This window comes from Pseudomonas sp. ARP3 (assembly GCF_001029595.1).
Classification (GTDB): domain Bacteria; phylum Pseudomonadota; class Gammaproteobacteria; order Pseudomonadales; family Pseudomonadaceae; genus Aquipseudomonas; species Aquipseudomonas rhodesiae.
In genome coordinates, this window is the sequence record NZ_LEKF01000028.1 from 19,893 (window position 1) to 41,419 (window position 21,527).

Annotated in this window: 18 protein-coding genes; 8 read left to right on the forward strand and 10 right to left on the reverse strand. The window is 59.4% G+C overall.

Annotated elements, in window-relative coordinates; translation table 11 throughout:
• Positions 1 to 326 precede the first annotated feature (326 nt).
• Entirely contained in the window at positions 327 to 2,228 is a 1,902-nt protein-coding gene (locus tag ABX75_RS24615; RefSeq protein WP_047882840.1) for a potassium transporter Kup, read from the forward strand.
• A gap of 67 nt (positions 2,229 to 2,295) precedes the next feature.
• Here ABX75_RS24615 and ABX75_RS24620 read toward each other — a convergent pair whose 3' ends face one another.
• From ABX75_RS24620 to ABX75_RS24650, 7 genes are all read right to left on the reverse strand, one after another.
• Positions 2,296 to 3,486, reverse strand: coding sequence for a hypothetical protein (locus tag ABX75_RS24620; protein ID WP_047882860.1), 1,191 nt, complete (start codon positions 3,484 to 3,486; stop codon positions 2,296 to 2,298).
• Positions 3,487 to 4,005: 519 nt separating this feature from the next.
• Positions 4,006 to 5,745 (reverse strand): dipeptidase, encoded by a 1,740-nt coding sequence (locus ABX75_RS24625; RefSeq protein WP_047882841.1) that lies wholly within the window; start codon positions 5,743 to 5,745, stop codon positions 4,006 to 4,008.
• A gap of 95 nt (positions 5,746 to 5,840) precedes the next feature.
• The gene (locus ABX75_RS24630; protein WP_047882842.1) at positions 5,841 to 7,058 is read right to left on the reverse strand and encodes a phospholipase D-like domain-containing protein; all 1,218 of its coding nucleotides are present in this window, start codon (positions 7,056 to 7,058) and stop codon (positions 5,841 to 5,843) included.
• 50 nt (positions 7,059 to 7,108) lie between these two features.
• Positions 7,109 to 7,756, reverse strand: a complete 648-nt coding sequence (locus tag ABX75_RS24635) for a MotA/TolQ/ExbB proton channel family protein (RefSeq protein ID WP_040266381.1) — start codon at positions 7,754 to 7,756, stop codon at positions 7,109 to 7,111.
• 18 nt (positions 7,757 to 7,774) lie between these two features.
• A complete protein-coding gene (locus ABX75_RS24640) occupies positions 7,775 to 10,054 on the reverse strand; it encodes a TonB-dependent receptor (protein ID WP_034096701.1) in 2,280 nt (759 codons plus the stop codon).
• A 24-nt stretch (positions 10,055 to 10,078) separates the two neighbouring features.
• Positions 10,079 to 10,804 carry an energy transducer TonB gene (locus tag ABX75_RS24645; RefSeq protein ID WP_034112736.1) on the reverse strand — a complete coding sequence of 242 codons (726 nt, stop codon included), beginning with the start codon at positions 10,802 to 10,804 and terminating at the stop codon, positions 10,079 to 10,081.
• A gap of 2 nt (positions 10,805 to 10,806) precedes the next feature.
• The gene (locus ABX75_RS24650; RefSeq protein ID WP_034096703.1) at positions 10,807 to 11,214 is read right to left on the reverse strand and encodes a biopolymer transporter ExbD; all 408 of its coding nucleotides are present in this window, start codon (positions 11,212 to 11,214) and stop codon (positions 10,807 to 10,809) included.
• Positions 11,215 to 11,404: 190 nt separating this feature from the next.
• Between ABX75_RS24650 and ABX75_RS24655 the strand changes: the two genes are divergently transcribed.
• Positions 11,405 to 11,959, forward strand: a complete 555-nt coding sequence (locus ABX75_RS24655) for a GNAT family N-acetyltransferase (protein ID WP_034096704.1) — start codon at positions 11,405 to 11,407, stop codon at positions 11,957 to 11,959.
• Complete coding sequence (locus ABX75_RS24660; protein WP_047882843.1) at positions 11,956 to 13,530, forward strand: alkaline phosphatase; 1,575 nt, start codon at positions 11,956 to 11,958, stop codon at positions 13,528 to 13,530. The genes ABX75_RS24655 and ABX75_RS24660 overlap by 4 nt, the downstream gene beginning before the upstream one ends.
• Before the next feature lie 31 nt (positions 13,531 to 13,561).
• Here the strand turns inward: ABX75_RS24660 and ABX75_RS24665 are convergent, their stop codons facing one another.
• A complete protein-coding gene (locus ABX75_RS24665; protein ID WP_034112800.1) occupies positions 13,562 to 14,188 on the reverse strand; it encodes a serine-tRNA(Ala) deacylase AlaX in 627 nt (208 codons plus the stop codon).
• An 89-nt stretch (positions 14,189 to 14,277) separates the two neighbouring features.
• Here ABX75_RS24665 and ABX75_RS24670 point away from each other — a divergent pair, with 89 nt between their 5' ends.
• Positions 14,278 to 15,210, forward strand: coding sequence for a LysR family transcriptional regulator (locus ABX75_RS24670; RefSeq protein WP_040266387.1), 933 nt, complete (start codon positions 14,278 to 14,280; stop codon positions 15,208 to 15,210).
• A 26-nt stretch (positions 15,211 to 15,236) separates the two neighbouring features.
• Here ABX75_RS24670 and ABX75_RS24675 read toward each other — a convergent pair whose 3' ends face one another.
• The gene (locus ABX75_RS24675; RefSeq protein WP_034096707.1) at positions 15,237 to 15,644 is read right to left on the reverse strand and encodes a PA2817 family protein; all 408 of its coding nucleotides are present in this window, start codon (positions 15,642 to 15,644) and stop codon (positions 15,237 to 15,239) included.
• A 74-nt stretch (positions 15,645 to 15,718) separates the two neighbouring features.
• A complete protein-coding gene (locus tag ABX75_RS24680) occupies positions 15,719 to 18,166 on the reverse strand; it encodes an acyl-CoA dehydrogenase (RefSeq protein WP_047882844.1) in 2,448 nt (815 codons plus the stop codon).
• Between the two features lie 192 nt (positions 18,167 to 18,358).
• Between ABX75_RS24680 and ABX75_RS24685 the strand changes: the two genes are divergently transcribed.
• The 4 genes from ABX75_RS24685 (at position 18,359) to ABX75_RS24700 (ending at position 21,523) form a co-directional block, all read left to right on the forward strand.
• Positions 18,359 to 19,018, forward strand: coding sequence for a transglutaminase family protein (locus tag ABX75_RS24685; RefSeq protein WP_034096709.1), 660 nt, complete (start codon positions 18,359 to 18,361; stop codon positions 19,016 to 19,018).
• Positions 19,019 to 19,062: 44 nt separating this feature from the next.
• Entirely contained in the window at positions 19,063 to 19,680 is a 618-nt protein-coding gene (locus tag ABX75_RS24690; protein WP_034137624.1) for a glutathione S-transferase family protein, read from the forward strand.
• Positions 19,681 to 19,814: 134 nt separating this feature from the next.
• Entirely contained in the window at positions 19,815 to 20,747 is a 933-nt protein-coding gene (locus ABX75_RS24695) for an ABC transporter ATP-binding protein (protein ID WP_034137625.1), read from the forward strand.
• Positions 20,744 to 21,523, forward strand: a complete 780-nt coding sequence (locus ABX75_RS24700; RefSeq protein WP_034096712.1) for an ABC transporter permease — start codon at positions 20,744 to 20,746, stop codon at positions 21,521 to 21,523. The genes ABX75_RS24695 and ABX75_RS24700 overlap by 4 nt, the downstream gene beginning before the upstream one ends.
• The last annotated feature ends 4 nt before the right edge of the window (positions 21,524 to 21,527 follow it).

Genomic DNA, 21,527 nt, shown 5'->3' on the forward strand with positions numbered 1-21,527 from the left:
AGCTGTTTCGATAGGTGAAGAGGTCACGCATCTTAAATGGGGCTGCCTTGCGATTGACGACGTTCATCAGGCTGGTTTTTGAGCAGATCGATGCACCGTGTCGTCGTAAAACCTTAAATCACCTCGGATGGTGAAAAGGGAGCGGGCGGGCAATGGGGCAATTCCGAATTTGACTCAATAGCTCGAATTTTACGTTTTTTTTACGGAGGCTTTTCTTGGTCACCGGGATACTAAGCGCATTTCTGGCGACCTGTGTCTTATCTACGTTGCAGTGATAACGCCCAGGGATACATGTACTTACTCCCGCAGTTTGAGAGAAGCCCCCCTTGAGTGAAACGGCGACCATTGCACACGAAAACTCAGCCACTAAAACATCCGGCGTCGGTTTGGTCATTGCCGCTGTCGGAGTAGTCTATGGCGATATCGGTACTAGTCCTCTCTACACTCTGAAAGAGGTGTTTTCCGGTCACTTCGGGGTTCAAGCGAATCACGATGGGGTGCTGGGCATCCTGTCGCTGATTTTCTGGTCTCTGGTCTGGGTTGTCTCGATTAAATACGTGCTATTCATTCTGCGGGCCGACAACCAGGGAGAAGGCGGCATCATGGCGCTGACAGCCCTGGCCCGTCGTGCGTCGTCACCTTATCCGAACATGAGCAAGGTCCTGGTTCTGCTAGGCCTGTTTGGAGCCGCACTGTTTTACGGGGACAGCATGATCACTCCGGCCATTTCAGTGCTTTCCGCGGTCGAAGGGCTTCAGCTTGCCTTTGATGGTGTAGAGAACTGGGTGGTGCCACTCTCGGTCATCGTGTTGGTGGCGCTGTTCCTGATACAGAAACATGGCACGGCGCGAATTGGCATTCTGTTTGGACCAGTCATGGTGTTGTGGTTCGTGGTGTTAGGTGCACTCGGGATCCACGGTATCTTGCAGCGACCTGAGGTGCTCCAGGCGCTGAACCCCATCTGGGCATTACAGTTCTTCATCGTCCACCCAGGTGTCGGGGTGGCGATCCTGGGCGCCGTCGTATTGGCATTGACCGGTGCGGAGGCGCTTTATGCGGACATGGGCCACTTCGGTCGCAGGCCGATCTCTCGTGCGTGGTTCATGTTGGTACTGCCAGGATTGGCACTCAACTATTTCGGCCAGGGTGCCCTGATCCTGGAAAACCCCGAGGCGGTTCGCAATCCGTTCTATTTGCTGGCGCCAAGCTGGGCACTGCTGCCCATGGTCGCGCTGTCCACGCTGGCGACCATCATCGCCTCCCAGGCCGTGATATCCGGTGCTTTCTCCCTGACGCGGCAGGCTATCCAGCTTGGGTATGTTCCGCGCATGTTCATCCAGCACACGTCCAGCCATGAACAGGGGCAAATCTACATCGGTACGGTCAACTGGGCATTGATGGTCGGTGTGGTGTTGCTGGTCATCGGTTTCGAGTCGTCTAGTGCCCTGGCTGCCGCTTATGGCGTTGCAGTCACGGGGACGATGCTGATCACCACGATCCTGTCGTCAGCGGTGGTGCTGCTCCTTTGGAAAACGCCGCGTTGGCTGGCCATTCCGTTGCTGATCGGTTTCTTGCTGGTAGACAGCCTGTATTTTGCAGCGAACGCGCCGAAGGTCTTTCAGGGCGGTGCGTTCCCAGTGATTGCCGGCATCGGTCTGTTCCTCTTGATGACTACGTGGAAACGGGGCCGCAAGATCATCGTCGAGCGGCTCGATGAGACTGCGCTCCCTCTGCCTTTGTTTATCGCCAGCGTCCGTTCACAGCCACCCCATCGGGTGCAGGGTACCGCCGTTTTCCTCACCGCGCGGGCCGACGCCGTTCCGCATGCGCTCTTGCACAATCTGCTGCACAATCAGGTGCTCCATGAACGGGTGGTATTGCTGACCGTGGTTTCCGAGGATAGTCCTCGCGTTTGCGCAGGCCGTCGCTTTGAGGCTGAGGCCCACGGCGAAGGGTTCTTCCGTGTCAGCCTTCATTTCGGTTTCATGGAGGAGCCTGACGTGCCGCTGGCGTTGAGTCAGTGCCATCTCGAGCAGCTCGATTTCAGTCCTATGCGAACCACTTACTTTCTCAGCCGTGAGACGGTGATCCCAACCAAGCGCATTGGTATGGCTCGGTGGCGCGAAAACCTGTTTGCGTTTTTGCTGAAGAATGCCAACAGCAACCTGAAGTATTTCAAGCTGCCGTTGAACCGGGTGATAGAGCTTGGTACGCAGGTTGAGATGTAAGGGACCATGTCCTGGGAGACGGGCGAATCGACGAATTTAAGCCAGGCAGGAATGCTCCTTTCAGCGCTTATTCGGACCACCAACCTTTTTCCACCTGGCCGTAGTGTGTACCACTGAACCAGCTTTCCAGCTGCACGTCCAAATTGGTGATCTGTGCGAGATTCTCCTGGAGTGGATCTAAGAGGTCAGCCTGCTTGTGAGCCCAATCAATCCATCTCTGGGCCATTTCGGGATCTGCCAGAGATGCAGATTTAAGGCTGTCTTCAACACTCTTTATGAACGCCCGTAAGCGCTCGGCGCGTTCCCAGCACTCCGTATGCTTAACGAGTGACCGCCTGAGACGACGTTGTATTTCTGCTTCTCGGACACGTTCAAGGCGACGTTTCTCATTTTCAGCCCATTCACGATTTCTTGCCTCCTCTTTCTCTCGAAGTGCCTTGATGGAGATTGAGGCGCACGTGAGGCCGGACAAAATGCTAGGTAGTTTTTTCTCGAGCGGTGCGGTCTTGGTGTCCTTCCAATTTTTCCGTTCCCCATAATCCATCCGCGCTTCAATCTGAAAGGTCAGCTCACCCGTTGAGGTCCACTCAAACTGTGGCCTTCGCAGCGACATAAAATCAGGTTCCCAAGGAGCACCGGGGCGGCGCTTGGGGGGAGGCGGGGGCGGTATCGTATGTTTGTCTAAGCGTTCCACGAGTCGCACGGCTATGGGCTCGTCGTTAACAGTGACAATGGTTTTTCCTTCAGCATTGATCTTCCATGCATAACCTTCAGCTTCACCTTCTTTGATCAGTGCATCAAACAGGATTGCGCAGCGTTCGATCAATGACGAGGAGATCATTGCATTCAAGACACGCTTGCCTGCGTAATCGAGGTAGCCATCTTTGAGCTTTGCTGCCTTTGCGCTTTTTAACCACTGACTCACCAGAGCGTGGGGCTCGGTCAATTGAGACGGGACTTCAATCATTCGCTGGACTGTAGGTGAGTTTGTCTCTGCATTATGCGCAGCGGGTAGGGGGGCACGGTCGAGAACTTGGAATTGGATCACGCCCTCAATAGCAGGAAGCTTGGGTTTGCGTGGTCGCTGCTTTTCCTGCTTCGCCCAGTAGCCACGGCCAGGGAGAGGTATGCCGGCTTTGCGGCAAGCCTTGGCGACGGCAACGTCAGACACACCGATGTCCTGAGCCAATTTGCCCATCGGCGTTTCCCATACCTTTTCGAACAGTTCCGCAATGGTGAAGGTCACTAATGTGTACATGCAGTCTGTCATCCCCAATCTATCGCGTGTTTAGGTCAACTCGGTCGGAGCGGATGTTAAATTTCGGAGAATTTTGGGCACAAGCAGTCCACAAGGCGGGCGTGTTCCGCTGGTACTGAAAAGGCATCATCGACTCGGTTGGTGCGTGCTCGCTCGTGACGAGATGAGCCTGCCGTCCTTCACGGACCGACGCGCCATCGTCACCTCGTAAGCCATCGCTTAACTGTCCAGAGCGGACGCTTCCCGTCCGGTTGGCTATGGATAGAAGGAAATGGCACAGCCCGGAGTCACCCCCTTCTTGGCCCTTGATACTCCCCAAAAACGAGTCCAGAATTAAGTCTTTTCCTGCTTCGGCGAGAAAAGAAAACCCTTATTTTTCAATGGGTAGGTCGCCAGATGCGAGTCTCGTTTCCCGCTCCATATTCAATGAAAACGCCGATCAGAGATGATCGGCGTTTTTGTGTGCGCTTGATTTTTATCAAGCTGGAGAAGCCCGCCAACACGGCGGGCTTTTTGCTATTACAGCTTTGGCAACTGCCCGACGCGCCCCATCATTTCAGTGACGATCTGCAAGTCCAGTAAGAACTGATCGACCGTCTTAAACTCATTGTCGGTATGCCCGGTGTACTTCACTTCCGGGCGAGCCAGGCCGAATTGCACGCCGTTGGGCAGTTCATGCACCGAGGTGGCGCCGGCCGAGGTGCCGAATTTATGTTCCATGCCCAGGTTTTCAGTGGCGACCGCCAGCAACGCTTTGACCCATTCGCCTTCCGGGTTGCGGTACATCGGCTCGGCAATCGAATAGGTGAAGTCCACCGCCACTTTGCTGTTTTTGTCCCAGGCGCTGAGTTTGTCGGCGATTTCTTTTTTGAGCGTTTCCGGCGACTTGCCCTTCGGCACGCGCAGGTTCACCGCTAGCTTGAAGGCTTTGTCGTCCTGGCCGACGAATGTCAGCGAGGTGGTCAGCGGGCCCATAAAGTCGTCTGCAAAGCCCACGCCCAACTTGCCGCCCAGGTAATCCAGGCCCCAATTGTCCGACGCATAACGCGCGGCATCGGTGATGTGGTTGTGTTTGAGGGCAATCTTGCCGTCGACGCTGTGGATCAACTCCAGCATGCGCGCCACCGGGTTGACACCCGACTCCGGCTCGGACGAGTGTGCCGACACGCCGGTGACGGTCAGTTTCACATCCTTACCCTCAACCTTGGCGGCCACTTCGAAGTCACCACCGTTGCGCTTGGCATATTCCGCGCCGGCCTTTTGCAGGCTAGCCGCTAGTTCGGCCGGCTTATCGGTGACAAACGTGGCCACCGATGCCGATGGAATCTGGTTGGTTGCCATGCCGCCGGTCATCGCCACGATTTCCGCGCCGCTGCCTTCACCTTTGCGACGCGGGAACGTGGCCATGACCGTGCCGTAGCCTTTCTCGGCAATCACCACCGGGTAACCGCCATCCAGTGCCAGGTTGTACTGCGGGGTCGGGTTGTGTTCGAAGTAATACGGGATGGCGTCGCCGGACGTTTCCTCGGTGGTGTCCACCAGCAGCTTGAACTGGCGCGCCAGCGGCAGCTTCTCTTCCTTGATCACCTTCATGGCATACATCGCCACTACGATGCCGTTTTTGTCGTCTTCGGTGCCGCGGCCGTACATGCGATCGCCGATCAGTGTGACTTTGAACGGGTCGAGCTTGGTGCCGTCCTTCAGCACCCAATTTTCCGGGGTCACCGGCACCACATCGGCGTGGGCATGGATGCCGACCACTTCATCGCCGCTGCCTTCCAGGGAAATTTCGTACACGCGGTTGTCGATGTTACGGAAGTTCAGGTTGAAAGCTTTGGCCAGGGCCTGGATCTTGTCGGCGATCTTGAGGAATTCCGGGTTCTGGTACTGCGGTACGCCGTCCACGTTGAAGGTCGGGATTTCCACCAGTTCCCGCAGCGTCTCCAGAGCGGCCTTGCCGTATTTGATCCGCGTGTAAATGCCCAGCAAACGGTTGATTTCGTTCTGCTGCTCGGCACTCAGGGTTTTGTTGTCGAGAAAGGCGTTGATCGCCGGGCCCACATCGGCGGTCTTGCCCAGATCGCCCTTGCCCAGGGTGGCGAGGAAACCGCGGAAATCGCTGACTGGCGTTTCACCAAATTGCTTGAGAATCGCTGTGCTTTGCTCGGCGGTGATGTTGGCGAAGGCCGGTGTTGTAATGGCCGTGAGGCTGGCCGCGAATAGGCTCGCAGCTACTAATTGTTTGAGTGGAAAGTGCATGGACAGTCGCATTCCTTTGCCAGTAGTGAGTAGGACGTTTCTGATCAAACTGTCAGAAACATTTCTACACACTACCACCACTCAGGTGTATCGGGTCAATGCTGGCCAGGGTGGGGCGCTGGATACTCATCGGTCACGTTCAGGGCTCTAGCGTAGGGGCCGTCCCACAACTGTCGGTGCAAATCCCCGACACGCTTGGCCATGGTTTCGCTGCGCATCACCACCTCCAGGTTGCGCGAATTATCCAGATAGCCGCCCAGCCAATTACTGGTGCCCACCCACGCGAGCTGACCATCGATCTCCATGGTCTTGCTGTGAATTACCCGCGCGTAGGGGATAAACCCCTGTTTGGCCTCGGGCAGGGTGACAATCTTGATCTGCACATTGGGCAGCACGGCCAGACTCTTGAGGTAAGGCAGTTCCAGTTTGTCGGTGTTCCAATTGGACACCATCAGCTTGATCGACACACCGCGCGCGGCCGCGGCCCGCACGGCATTGTCGATCACTGCATAGTATGGGCGCGTATTGTCCGGTCCATAGGACAGCGGTGCGTAGTCGAGCAATTGCACGCGGACTTCTTTCTTCGCTTCCGCCAACAAGCGTGGCAATTCCAGCTGTGAGTCGCCCACCCCCGGCGGGTTGTAACGCTGCGGGCTGGCCACCAGGTAATTGCCGGTGCGTACAGGCGCCTGGCCGGTCGCCGGCAATGGCACCGGTCGGTGCTCGGCCAGCGCCTGCTGGGCTTGCCAGTCCTGATCGAAAATCGCCTGTACCTGGCCCACCATCGTGGCATCGCTGATGCGCAACCCGGTTTCATGGATATGTTCCAGGGAGCGCCAGTCGAAATTCTGGCTGCCGACAAATGCCTGCCGAGCGTCCACAATCATGTATTTGGCGTGGATGATGCCGCCGCTGACTTGCCCGTAGGGCATCACGCGGAAGGTCAGGTTGGGGATCGCACGCAAGCGTTCCAGGGTTGAACCCTCCGATAACTTGATGCCTTTTTCTTCCATCAAAAAGCGAATCTTCACACCGCGCTTGCCAGCGGCTTCCAGGTGGTCGATGACCTTGTCCATGACCGACCCAGGATGATCGGCCGCGTAGAACTGGCCGATATCAATGGTGTTTTTCGCCCCGTCGAACAGTTCGATCCAGACCGGGCCCGGCTGACGTAGATCGGCGGTGCCGAGGGCAGTGTCCACTGGTACGGTGTGTACCAATTCAAATCCTGGAATTGAAAAGTCCGCCTGGGCAAGCGGACTGAGGAGCAAACCGGCAAGGCCTGCGATACGCATTTTCAAGGAGGCGGACATAAGGCTCTCTTTTAAATAGAAGCGGGCGCATTGCGCGCCCGCGCAAACGGTTATGCGGTGCGGCTGTGCAACGGCGTCGGCACCAGGTGCGGCGTTTCGCTCTGCACGCGGGCGCCAGTGGCGGCGCGGATCAGCAGGATTTTCAACTGATCGTTGATGCGCTCCAGGCTGTCTTGGAAGAAGTTATGAAACACCACGCAGAACAGCGCGATGGCAATCCCCAAGCCGGTGGCGAACAACGCCGTACCGATGCCGCCGGAAATCTGCCCAGGGTCCGACACCCCCGCCGTGGCCAACGCCTTGAAGGTGTCGATAATGCCGAGGATGGTGCCCAGCAAGCCCAACAAAGGCGCGGCGGTGGTGATGGTTTCGATGATCCACAGGCTGCGGGCCAACGGTGCGCGAGTGCTCAGGTACTGGGTTTCGATTACGTCATCCAGGTCTTTGCGCGAGCCGTGGGAGGCTTTTTGTGCCAGTACTGGCAAGACCATATCCAACGGCAGGCTATGGCGACGGGCCAACTCCTGAGGCAAGTCGCGTTCGCTGTGCACATTGGCGCCCAGCACTTCGTTAAGGGCGCGGGCCTGGCGGCGCACATAGGCGAAGTAGATGCCGCGCTCGATGGTGATAAAGATGGCAATCGCCATCGCGGCGTACATCACATAGAAGGTGATGTCGTGGAGCAAATTCATGTCCATGTTCACTGACCTCGCAAGTTAGAAATTGGCTTCCAGGGAAACCGTCACGGTACGTTCCAGGCCTACGATGTACGCCGGGTCGCCGTCGCGAAAACCGCTGTAGCTGGCGGAGTTGGTCTTGGTGGTGTAGACGCCGTCCAGGTACTTCTTGTCGAACAGGTTGTCGACGTTCAGGCGCAGGGTCGCGTCCTTCACCACTTTCTTGTCCACCGGCAGGTAGATACCGGCACCGGCGTTGAATACGGTGCGGCCGGAGATGGCTTCGTCGTTGGTCAGGTCGCCGTAGAGCTTGCTGGTGTATTTGCCGCCGAAGGTGCCGTAGTAGTGGCCATCGTCATAACCGATGTTGGCCGCCAGCATGTTCTTCGGCACGTTGGCGAACTGCTTGCCGCTGGTGGGCAACAGGATGGCTTTGCCGGCGTTATAAACGGTGAGGTCGTCTTGCTGCTCGGCCTTGGTGTAGGTGTAGGAGGTGTAGTAGTTGAAGTGGTGGGGCAGCAGGCCGCTCCATTCCAGTTCCAGGCCACTGTTGTTGACGGAGCCGGCGTTGATATCGGCGAAGTCGCCGTTGATGTCCTTGGAGGAGACCTGGCGATCCTTGAACTGCATGTAGAACAGCGTGGCGGCCACGGTCATGTCGTCATCGGTGTAGCGCCAGCCCAGCTCGTGGTTCCAGCTGGTTTCCGGTTTGGCGTCGATGGAGCCGGCGCCCTTGTCGTACAGCACGTAGTTCTGCGGGATGCGCATGTTGCGCGAGAGGCTATAGAACAACTGGTCCCGCTCATCCAACTGGTATTTGAGGCCGGCGTTGGGCAGCAGTTTGTTGTAGGTCTGGTTACGTTTTTCGGCTTGCTCGGTGAGGCTGCCGTGGTTGGTGCCGTCACGCTTGACGTTCATGTAGGCAAGGCCGGCCACCAGGGTCCAGTCCGGGTTGATGTACCAGGTGTCCTGGGCCCAGACCTTCTGCGCCGGGGTCACGGTAAAGCGGTCGCGACCCTGTACGGTGTTGCCGTTGGCATCGACCACGGCATCGCCATCCGGCCAGGTGTCGCTGGGCTTGCCGCTGTTTTTCAGGGCAATGAACGGCTGGGTCTGGCTTTGGCGCGCGCGCTCATACCAGTAACCGAATTGCAGGCTGTGCTCTTCCAGGTCCCAGTTCAGCTTGGTGGTGATGCCGGGGCGCCAGGTCTGCGTGCGTGAAGGACGGTAGTAAACGCCGGTGGTGGACGAACCGTCGGCGTTGTACTGCGCGGCGGTCGGCAAATTGCTCAGGTCGAACACCCCACCGACGTTGGAGCCGCGGTTGAGTGCATAGCTGGACGAACCGACCCCGCTGCCGTTGCCCCAGTAGTAATACGGGATCACCGACAGGGCCAGGTTGTCGGCCAGTTTGAATTGGGTGTTGAGCACGCCGGTAAAAGTCTGGAACGGGTTCTGTGCCAGGGCGTAATAGCTGTTGACCTTGCCGTTGCTGCCCACCGATGGGGTGGCGGGGTAGGGGTCGAACTTGCGGCCGTTCTGTTGGAACTGGCTCTTGGTCAACTGGCTGTAACTGTTGTTGTCCTGCTCGTGGTACTTGAGGATCAGGTTGGCGGTGTTGCCATCGCCGGCGTCGAAAAAGCTGTTCCACTCGACTTTATCCGCGCGCACGGCGCCGGAACCACGCCACATGTCCCCTTCGGTATGCGAAGCCGACAGCCAGTTGCTCAGGCCGTTGATCTCTCCGGTATTTAGCCGCGCGAAGGTCTTGCGCGTGGCGTTGCTGCCCATGATCTGTTTGACGAATGCGCCGGTTTCTTTGGTTGGGCGAACGGTCACGATCCCGATGTTGCCGCCGCTGGAGCCGATGTGCGGGCCGTCGGCCTCCGCTGAGCCCTGGGTGACGAAGATCTGCTCGATGTTTTCCGGGTCGCCCAGCAGGTTGGAATACAGCGCGTAGTTGCCCGAGTCGTTGATCGGCATGCCATCCACCGACATCCCCACCTGGTCGGAGTTGAGGCCGCGCATGGTGAAGCGAAAGCCCGACAGCCCGGTGTTGTCTTCGCTGGAGATGTTCAGGCCCGGGGTGTATTTGAGCTTGTCCACGGCGTTGCCGGTGGCGGTCTGTTTATCCAGCGCTTCCTTGGTCACCGTGGAGCGGCCCTTGATGCTTTCTTCCTGCACCATGTAGCCGCCACCCGCCGTGGCCTTGCCTTGCACGCCAATGGTGCCGACATCGCTGTCGTTGGTGTCGGCCATGACCATGCCATGCCCCATGCTCGCGGCAACGAGTGCCAGATGAATCCGTGTGAACCTCATCAGTGTCGTCCTGGTGTCGGGTGCTTATTGCACGCTGTAGTTAAAGGTGGCGGTGAAGCGCTGCTCATTGCGGCCCCCGAAGGCTTGCTCGGGGAACGGCTTGACTTGCTTGATACGACGCAAGCTGTTGGTGGCGGCCCGGTTGAGCAACATGCTCGACGCCGGGGTCTGTAGGCCGGAATCCAGCACGCGGCCCTGGCGATCCACCAACAACCACACCACCACCTCGCCGCTCGGGCGTTCGAGGGATGCCTGGCGGCCGGTGGGATACTGCTTGTACGTGTCCAACTCGTTGCGCAGGCCCTTGAGATAGCCACCCTCCAGGGCTTGGCCGTCGACTTTCGGCGGCGCGGGCGGTGCCGGCGCAGGTGCCGCTGGGGCGGTTACGGCTGGTACCGGTTTGGCGGCGGCAACCGGGGGCGGAGTAGGCGCGGCTTTCGCCACTACCGGTTTGGGCAGCGGTTTGGGCTTGGGCTTGGGTTCGGGTTTTGGCAACGGTTTAGGCGGTGGAGGCGGCGGCGCCGGCTCGGCGTCGGCTTCCTCGATCACCGGTGGTGGCGGCTCAACCACCGGTTCCGGGATGACTGGCGGCTCTGGCTCCGGATCGACCAGGGCCAGCTCGACCGCCGACTCGTCATACACCGGCTCGACCTTCAATGTCTGGGACTGGATCCCCATGGCAATCAGCACCAGGGCGATCACGGCCGGGACACTGCCCAGCAGTTGGCGCACACGAAACAGAACGTACATGGTCAGGACTTACGCGTGGCAATGGACACGGAGGTGAAGCCACCCAGGCGCAGGGTGTCCATCACTTCCACCAGGCGCGAAACCTCCACGCCCTTATCGCTGTTGACGATGATCGTCGACTTGGTATCGGGCTTCTCTGCGGCTTTGAGCGCCGGTACCAGGGCGTCGACGGTGAGGTCCTTGCCGTCGAGTTGCAACTGGCCTTCCACGCCCAGGGTCAGGATGAATTTGTTCTGCGGCTTGAGCTGCTGCGAGCTGCTGGCGCTGGGCAGTTGCGTCTTCATGCCGAGGGCCGGAATCACGTTCAGGCTCACGAGTACGAAAAACACCAGAAGGAACATCATCACGTCGATCATCGGGATCAATTCGATGTGCGCCTTGCGTTTTTTCGGTTCGTCCCAGGTTCTCATTCCCTTACCCCGTTATTGAATTAGGGGCGACACGCTAACAAGCAAAAATGACCGATTGGTTAACTTTAGTTGACGTTTTGAGGGCTCTAGGACGGGTCTTACAGAAGACTCTAGGGTCATTTTTCCGGCGTAACAGAATTGAAATCCAAGGCGCGCATTCTCAAAAAATTTACATTGAGGGCCCTTAGGAATGAGTTGCCAATTGCCGTATCTGTCGACCCCGCGCCTGCTGCTGCACGCACTGGAACCGCACCAGGCCGAGCGGTTATGCGCCCTGGCCAACGGGCCGAAGATCGCCGATAACACGGCCAGCATTCCGTCGCCCTACACGCTGCAAACCGCGCAGGATTTTATCGAGGGGATGCAGGAAAAGTTTCGCGCCACGGGGTTGCTGAGCCTGGGTATGCACCGGCGCGACGATGATGAATTGATCGGCGTCGTCAGTCTGCGCATCAACGCGGCACACGGGTATGGGCACTTGGGCGGCTGGGTGGCGGCGTCTGAGCGCAACCAAGGGTTTGCGGCTGAGGCCGCCACTGCCTTGATGGCCTATGGGTTTGAGGCGTTGGGGCTGCACCGCGTGGGCAGTCAGTGCTTCAGCCGTAATAAAGAATCGGCGCGGGTCATGGAAAAAATCGGTCTGCACTACGAGGGGTGTCTGCGCGGGGCGTTTCTTAAGAACGGTGTGCATGAGGACATGCTGGTGTTCGCCGCCCTGCGTTCTGAGTGGGAGCACCGCGTATGAACGGCCCGGTCGATCAGGGGCGACGTCGGGTGCTGGCCGGGCTGGCGGTGGCCACCACGTTTTCGATCCTCAGTCCATTCGCCCGCAGTGCCGGGGTGGACTATCCGTTCACCCTCGGGGTGGCCTCGGGGGATCCGCTGCCGGATGGCTTTGTGATCTGGACGCGGCTGGCGCCGCGGTTCAATGCCGTAGACGGACGCGGTGGCTTGAGCCGCGCGGTGCCAGTGCGTTGGCGGGTGGCCAGCGATGCGGCGATGACGCGCATCGTGCGCCAGGGGGAGGTCATGGCCAGCGAGCGCTGGGCGCATTCGGTGCATGTGGAGGTGGCAGGGCTGCAGGCGGGGCGGCCGTATTGGTATCAGTTTGAAGGGCTGGGCGCGCAGAGCCCGGTGGGGCAATCACGTACGGCGCCACCGTTGCAGGCAATGACATCGGCGCGTGTGGGATTTGTCTCGTGCTCCCATTGGGAGCGTGGCTATTTCAGTGCGTATCGCCACTTGGCCGCCGAGCAGCCGGACCTGGTATTTTTCCTGGGCGACTATATCTACGACAGTTCCTACGCGCCGGAGTCGGGCAAGGTATTTCGCGCCCATGGCAGTGGCAACGCGGTGAGCCTCAGCGATTACCGCAACCGCTATGCGCTGTATAAAACCGATCCGGATTTGCAGGCCTTGCACGCTGCCGCCCCCAGCGTGGCGACCTGGGACGACCACGAAGTGCAGAACGACTACGCCAACCGTTGGTCCCAGGACCCGAGAACCCCGATGGCGCCATTTCTCCAGCAGCGGTCGGCGGCTTATCAGGCGTATTACGAACATATGCCGCTGCGCGCCAGCAGCCTGCCCAAAGGCGCCGATATGCGCATTTACCGGCGCCTGGACTACGGGCGACTCGCCCGTTTTCATGTACTCGATGGACGACAATACCGCTCCGAGCAACCCTGCGTTTTGGCCAATGGCAGTCATCAGGGGCATGTGGTGACTAACCCGTGCAGCGAGTTGCGCGATCCTGGCCGCACGATGCTGGGGTGGCAGCAAGAGGCTTGGCTGGATCAGGGCTTTGCCCACTCCAGGGCGCAGTGGAATGTGATCGCTCAAGACTTATTGGTGGCGCCGCTGGTGCAACGGGACCTGACCAACCACAAGCCGGGCCGCTGGACCGACGGTTGGGATGGCTACATGGCCAATCGTTCAAGGATGCTGGCGTCTATTCAGCGCAACCGGGTGAACAACCCGGTGTTCTGGGGCGGTGATATCCACTCGTTTTGGGCCAACGACCTACACGTCGATGGCAATGACCCGGATTCGCCGGTGATCGCCACCGAATTCGTCGGTACCTCGGTGACTTCCGATGGGCCGCCGTTCGAGGCGTTCAGCAAAATCCTGCCCATGAACCCCCATGTGAAGTTTTTCGACAGCCGCCAGCGCGGCTACGTTTCGGTGGAGATGCAGGAGCGGCAGATGCTTACGCACCTGCGTGTCATCAGTGACCCGCAGGACCCTGCGGCGACGGTGTCGACCCTCAAATCGTTCGCGGTGGAGCCGGGGAGAGCAGGGGCGGTCGCGATTTGAGGGCGTAATGGGTGAACGCTCAACACACGCTTCAATCCAGGGTATAGCGCACCGACAGCGCGCCCTTTTTCTCGGACAGGGCCTGGATGGTAACTTGGCCCAATTCGCTCAATGTCTGCACATGCGTACCGCCGCAGGCGTAGGCGGGCAGTTCGCCGAAGCCGACTTCGCGAGTGCCGTTGTCCACGGCCATATGACGGGGATAGTCGGCGGCGATCCATTCGTTGAGCTGCTGTTGAATCGCCTCGGCCTGCATGGCTTGCGCCGCGTCGCCTCGGATAAACGTCACTTTGGCTTCGCCCGGCCAGTGGTGGGCTTTGATCGGCATCCAGCCGAGGGTTTCGCCGACGTTGCCGATCAAGTGACCGGCCGAATGCAGGCGCGTGTGCAGGGCGCGGCGCTGTTCATCGACCCTTGCGGTGATCGGACCGGGTTCTACAGGGCGGTCGACATAATGCACCACGCGGTCGGCCTCCTGGGTGACACGCAGCACCTGGCTTTCGCCCAGCCAGCCGGTGTCGAACGGCTGCCCGCCCCCTTGAGGGTGGAAGAGGGTCGATTGCAGGATTACCGCGAAGTGATCGTCGTGGGGCGTGCAACTCAGCACTTCAAGCTCGGCGGTCAGGTGGTCGTGGGTAAAAAACAGGCGTTCGGTCATCATCTGCATCCGCATCAGGGTTCTACGGGCAGTATAAATACTGCTCGAATGGGTGATAATCCGTTCAATTATCAATGGACCTGTGCGTCATGAGCATTAATCTTCCGTTGCCCCTGTTGGGGGAAATGGCGATGTTCGTCAAAGTGGTAGAGGCCGGCAGCTTTTCCGAAGCGGCGCGCCAACTGAGCGTTTCGCCTTCGGCGGTGAGTCGCAGTATTTCGCGTCTTGAGCGGGCGCTGGCGACCCGCTTGCTGCAACGCACCACGCGCAAACTGCGCCTTAGCGAGGGCGGTGAAGAGGTGTTCAAGCGCTGCCAGGAAATGGTCAACGCGGCGCGTTCGGTGATGGAGATCAGTGGCCAGTTCACCCATGAAGCCGAGGGGCTGGTGCGGGTCAGCGTGCCCAAGGCGGTGGGGCGGTTTGTCGTACATCCGCACATGCCGGAATTCCTGCGACGCTATCCCCAGGTGGATGTGCAGCTGATCCTTGAGGATCGCCATGTGGACCTGATCGACGACAACGTCGACCTGAGTATCCGCATCACCGACAGCCCGCCGCCGGGGCTGGTGGGCCGGCAGTTGTTGCCGATCGAACATTTGCTCTGTGCGACACCGCAGTACCTGGCCGAGCACGGTACGCCGGACCATCCCCATGATCTGGCGGCGCATAGTTGCATTTATCTTGGTGAGACACCGGCGGATTCACGCTGGAAGTTTCGTCAGGGCACCAAGGCCGTGACCGTCGCGGTACGCGGGCGTTATGCCGCGAACCATACCGGCGTGCGTCTGGATGCGGTATTGCAGCATGTGGGTATTGGCAGCCTGCCGTATTTCACGGCGCGCCATGCCTTGGAGGAGGGGCGCTTGGTGCAGGTGTTGCCGGCTTGGGACTTTATTGCGTCGTACCACGGCGAGGCGTGGCTGCTGCATTCGCCGACACGCTATTTGCCGCCGAAGCTACGGGTATTTATCGATTACCTGGTGGCGTGCATGGCCAAGGAGCCGACGCTGAGAAAACGTTAGGAGCGAGCACGCTCGCTCCTGGCAGATCAGTGTTTGCTCTGGTCGTCCGGCATGGCTAGCAGCTGCTTTTCTTGGTTCCAGTCGAACGGTTCGTCGTTCTGTTCGGCTTCGTAGCGACGTTCTTCCAGGGCCTGATAGAGGTCCAGTTCTTCATCGGGCATGAAGTGCAGGCAGTCGCCGCCAAAGAACCACAGCAGGTCACGCGGAACGAGGTGGGCAATTTGCGGATACCGCAGGATGACCTGACTCATCAGGTCTTGGCCCAGGTACTGGCTTTCGATTGGGTCGATGGGCAACAGGGCGCGCAGTTCGTCGAAGCGCTCCAGGAACAGGGCGTGACTTTCCTCGGGCACCTGTTCGGCTTCGCCGACGGCTACCAGGATGCTGCGCAGGTGGTCGAGCAAGACGAGATGATCGGCAACGACGTTGGACACGAGATAAGTCCTCAAAGCAAAAACGGGCGCGAGAGTATATAGCTCACGCGCCCGTAATTATATGACCGCTCGTATCAGCGGACTTTGCCCTCAGCCTGGGCCAGTTCTTCCTTGCTGAAATCATCCACGTCGATCACCTTGCGGCGTGCAGCTTCGGCGTCGCGCAGTGTCTGCGCTTCAGCCGCCTGCAACACGCCGGCGTTGAGTGCCGCGTCGATGGCGTGCTCGCCGGCAGCCGGTTTGAGCTGGCCGCTTTTGAGCGCGGTGTGCAGTTTCTTTTGCAGCGGGTGGCTGGCGTTCAGCAGATCGTAGGCATGTTGCAGGGCGCCCACCGGATCTTCCGCCGATTGCGGGCGATAGCAGCCGGCCAGCAATTCTTCCAGGGTCGGGTCGCCTTTCGCACGACCGATCACTGCGGCCACTTCGGCATCCAGCGCATCCGACGGACCAGTATGGCGACGCCCAAACGGGAATACGATTACCCGCATCAGGCAGCCAAGCACCTTGTTCGGGAAGTTGCTCAGCAGTTCATCCAATGCACGCTCCGACTCACCGAGGCTTTCCTCCATGGCCCAGACGAACAAGGGTTCCAGGTGATCCGGCGAATCCAGGTCGTGGTAGCGCTTGAGTGCCGCCGATGCCAGGTACATGTGGCTCAGTACATCCCCCAGACGCGCCGAGAGGCGTTCGCGACGTTTCAATTCGCCGCCCAGCAACATCATGCTCAGGTCGGCGAGCAGCGCAAACGCCGCTGCCTGGCGGTTCAATGCACGGAAGTAGCCCTGGCTCAGGCGGTTGCCCGGCGCTTTCTCGAAGTGGCCGATGCCCAGGTTCAGCACCAGCGTGCTGGCAGCATTACTGACAGCGAAGCCGATGTGCTGCATCAGCAGGCTGTCGAATTCCTTGAGTGCCTGGTCCTTATCTTCACGCCCGGCCAGCGCCATTTCCTTGAGCACGAAGGGATGGCAACGGATTGCACCCTGGCCAAAGATCATCAGGTTGCGCGACAGGATGTTCGCGCCTTCCACGGTGATGAAGATCGGCGCGCCTTGCCAACTGCGGCCCAGGTAGTTGTTCGGGCCCATGATGATGCCCTTGCCGCCATGCACGTCCATGGCGTGGCCGATACATTCGCGGCCCCGCTCGGTGAGGTGGTACTTGAGAATCGCCGACAGCACCGAAGGTTTTTCGCCCTGGTCGACGGCATTGGCGGTGAGCATCCGCGCGCTGTCCATCAGCCAGGCGTTACCGCCGATACGGGCCAGGGCTTCCTGGATGCCTTCGAAGGCCGATAGCGGCACGTTGAACTGTTCACGTACCTGGGCGTACTGGCCGGTCACCAGGCTGGTGAACTTCGCGGCGCCGGTGCCCACCGCCGGCAGGGAAATCGAACGGCCTACCGACAGGCAGTTCATCAGCATCATCCAGCCCTTGCCGAGCATTTCCTGGCCGCCGATCAGGTAGCTCAGGGGGATAAAGACGTCCTTGCCGGAGTTGGGGCCATTCATAAAGGCCGCGCCCAAAGGCAGATGGCGACGGCCGATTTCAACACCGGGGGTGTCGGTGGGAATCAAGGCCAGGCTGATGCCCAGGTCTTCTTCCTCGCCCAACAGGTGGTCGGGGTCGTAGGCCTTGAACGCCAGCCCCAGCAGGGTCGCGACCGGGCCAAGGGTGATGTAGCGTTTTTCCCAGTTCAAACGCAGACCGATGGTTTCCTGGCCTTGCCATTCACCTTTGCAGATCACGCCGGTATCGGGCATGGCGCCGGCGTCGGAACCGGCCAGCGGACCTGTCAGGGCGAAGCAGGGGATATCGTCGCCACGCGCCAGGCGCGGCAGGTAGTGGTTGCGTTGTTCGTCGGTGCCGTAATGCAGCAGCAATTCGGCCGGGCCGAGGGAGTTGGGCACCATTACGGTGGAAGCCAGGTCACCGCTGCGGGTTGCGAGCTTCATCGCAACCTGTGAGTGGGCGTAGGCCGAAAAGCCCTTGCCACCGTATTCCTTGGGAATGATCAGGGCGAAGAAACCGTGGGTCTTGATGTGCTCCCAGGCGGCTGGAGGCAGGTCCATGGCCTGGCCGATTTCCCAGTCGCTGACCATCGCACAGAGTTCTTCGGTGGGGCCGTCGATGAAGGCTTGTTCTTCTTCAGTCAACTGCACCTTGGGGTAGGCGAGCAATTTGTCCCAGTCGGGACGCCCGCTGAACAGTTCGCCGTCCCACCACACCGTACCGGCGTCAATGGCGTCGCGCTCGGTTTCGGACATCGGCGGCAGGACTTTCTGGAACCAGCTGAACAGCGGCTTGGTGAAATATTGGCGACGCAGGTCCGGCAGCAGCAGCGGCGCCGCGACGACGGCCAGCAGCACCCAAAGGATCACCAACAACCAGCCCGGTGCGTGGCTCCAGGCGCCCATCGCCAACAGGTAAACGGCGACCACTCCCAGGGCGGGCAGGGGCGCGGTGCGGCGGTGTGCCAGGTAGGCAATGCCGACCACCAGAACCAGTATCCACAACAACAGCATATTCAATCCTCCGTGAAACCAAGGGCGAAACCACCAAGGAGCTTAGTCGGCATCCGAGAAAACGCGGTGGTCAGGGTGTAACCAGTTGTGCTGACAGCCACCTGCAGCGGGCGCCGACATTTGGCCGAATCGTCGTTATCCGTGGGGTGAGCCTGTGGTTAAACTCCAGGCTTGCCTCGGAGATGAAACATCATGAATGCGTACTTGAGTCCCAGCCGCTTCATCGATAGTGACCACCCTGCGGTGGTGGAGTTCGCGGTAAAACATCGCGGAACCAGCGCGGATTTAAGTGACCAGGCGGTCAGTCTTTACTATGCCGTGCGTGAGGCGATTCGCTATAACCCCTACACCTTCAGTCGCGATCCGCGCACCCTCAGTGCCAGTTTCGCCCTGGCCAGCCGTGAGAGTTACTGCGTGCCCAAGGCCACTTTGCTCGCCGCCTGCGCCCGGCATTGCGGCATCCCCGCGCGCATCGGCCTGGCGGACGTGCGCAACCACCTGTCGACCCCACGCCTGATCGCATTGCTCAAGAGTGATGTGTTCGCCATGCATGGGTACACCGAACTGTATCTGCACGGTCGCTGGGTCAAGGCCACGCCGGCGTTCAATGCCCAGCTGTGTGAACTTTTCGATGTGCCGCCCTTGGCGTTCGACGGTATCAACGATAGCGTTTTCCACCCCTTCAATCGCCAAGGCCAGCGCTCGATGGAATACGTGGTGGACCATGGGCAATTTACCGATGTGCCGGAGGCTTTTTTCTTTTCCCACCTGCAGAAATGTTACCCGCACCTGTTTGACGATGGGCTGCCTCCCTTGCTCGGCGACTTGCAGACGGATTTAAGCCGCTCGTGAACCGGCGTATGCTGCTGCGTCCACCCACCCACTAAGGCGCGGTCATGCTGAAAATCTGGGGTCGTAAAAATTCATCGAATGTCAGGAAGGCACTGTGGTGCGCCGAGGAGCTCGGCCTGGACTATGAGGCCATCGATGCGGGCGGCGCTTTTGGGGTGGTCGACACGCCGCAGTACCGTGCCTTGAACCCCAATGGTCGGGTGCCGATGATTGAAGACGGCGACTTCGTGTTGTGGGAATCCAATACCATCGTGCGCTACCTGTGCGCCAAGCACGGGGCGAGCTGGTATCCGACCGACCTCAAGGCCCGCGCCAACGCGGAAAAGTGGATGGACTGGACCACCTCGACCCTCGCCGAGCCATTCAAAGCAGTGTTCTGGGGCATCGTGCGCACCCCAGCGGAGCAACGGAACTGGGATGCCATCAATGCCGGGCGCAACGCCTGCATTGACGCGCTCGGTATGGTGGACAAGGCGCTGGCCGAACATCCCTACCTGTCCGGCGACGCCATCGGCATGGGCGATATTCCCCTGGGCAGCTTTATCTACGCGTGGTTTGAAATGCCCATCGAACGGCCGGCCATGCCGCATCTGGAGGCGTGGTACCAGCGTTTGCAGCAACGCCCGGCCTACCGAAAAGCCGTCATGACCGCGTTGACTTAATACCTACTATTAATACGGGTGACTGTACTTGTGCGGCGCGGCCAAGCACCATGCCTGTCCTGCGCTGTCGTTGAACTAAGGGCGGTGCGCCCTCATCTACTCTTTCTATTCCCTTCTCTGGTGCGTAATCCGATATGAGTTCCGCTCTGTCCATCCGGCAGCTAACCAAAACCTACGGCAACGGTTTCCAGGCCCTGAGTGGTATCGATCTGGACGTTGCTGAGGGTGACTTCTTCGCCTTGCTCGGCCCCAACGGTGCCGGCAAATCCACCACCATCGGCATCTTGTCGACCCTGGTCAACAAAACCAGCGGCACGGTGAATATTTTCGGTAATGACCTGGACCAGTCCCCGGCGGCGCTCAAGCGTTGCATCGGTGTGGTGCCCCAGGAATTCAACTTCAACCAGTTCGAAAAGACTTTCGACATCGTCGTGACCCAGGCGGGCTACTACGGCATCCCGGCGAAAATCGCCAAGGAGCGCGCCGAGCAGTACCTCACCCAATTGGGCCTGTGGGACAAGCGCGACGTGCCTTCGCGTTCGCTGTCCGGCGGCATGAAGCGGCGTTTGATGATCGCCCGCGCCTTGGTGCATGAGCCGCGCCTGCTGATCCTCGATGAGCCCACCGCCGGCGTGGACATTGAGCTGCGGCGTTCGATGTGGACCTTTCTCACCGAGCTGAACGAGAAGGGCATCACCATCATCCTCACCACCCACTACCTGGAAGAGGCTGAGCAGCTTTGCCGCAATATCGGCATCATCGACCACGGCACCATCGTCGAGAACACCAGCATGCGTAACCTGCTGAGCCAGTTGCATGTGGAAACGTTCCTGCTGGACTTGAAGAACAATCTGACCGTCGCACCGCAACTGCTCGGCTACCCCTGCCGCCTGGTGGATAGCCATACCCTGGAAGTCCAGGTGGACAAAGCCATGGGCATCACCGCGCTGTTCACCCAATTGGCGACCCAGAACATCGAAGTGCTGAGCCTGCGTAATAAAACCAATCGCCTTGAGGAGTTGTTCGTGTCCCTGGTGGAGAAAAATCTGGCGAAGGTGGCGGTATGAGTTCCGAACTGCAACCCAACCTCGTCGCCCTGCAGACCATCGTCTATCGCGAAGTGAAGCGCTTTACCCGGATCTGGCCGCAGACGTTGCTGCCGCCTGCAATCACCATGGTCTTGTACTTTGTAATCTTCGGGAACCTGATCGGTCGGCAGATCGGCGACATGGGTGGCTTCACCTACATGGAGTACATCGTGCCGGGCCTGATCATGATGTCGGTGATCACCAACTCTTACGGCAACGTGGTCTCCAGCTTCTTTGGCAGCAAGTTTCAGCGCTCCATCGAGGAACTGATGGTGTCGCCGGTGTCGCCCCACACCATCCTTATCGGTTACACCCTGGGCGGTGTGCTGCGCGGTTTGATGGTGGGCGTGATCGTGACGCTGTTGTCGCTGTTCTTTACCCATCTGCAGGTGCATCACCTGGGGGTGACGATTCTGGTGGTGGTGCTAACGGCGACGATTTTCTCGCTGCTGGGCTTTATCAACGCGGTGTTTGCGCGCAATTTCGATGACATCTCGATCATCCCGACTTTCGTGCTGACACCGCTGACGTACCTGGGCGGGGTGTTCTACTCCATCAGCCTGCTGCCGCCGTTCTGGCAGACCGTATCGTTGGCCAACCCTGTCCTGCACATGGTCAATGCCTTCCGTTACGGCATCCTCGGCGTATCGGATATCAAGATCAGCGTGGCGATCACTTTTATGATCGTGGCCACTGTGGTGCTTTACATCGGGTGTGCACGGTTGCTGGTCAGTGGGCGCGGGATGCGCACCTAAGCTG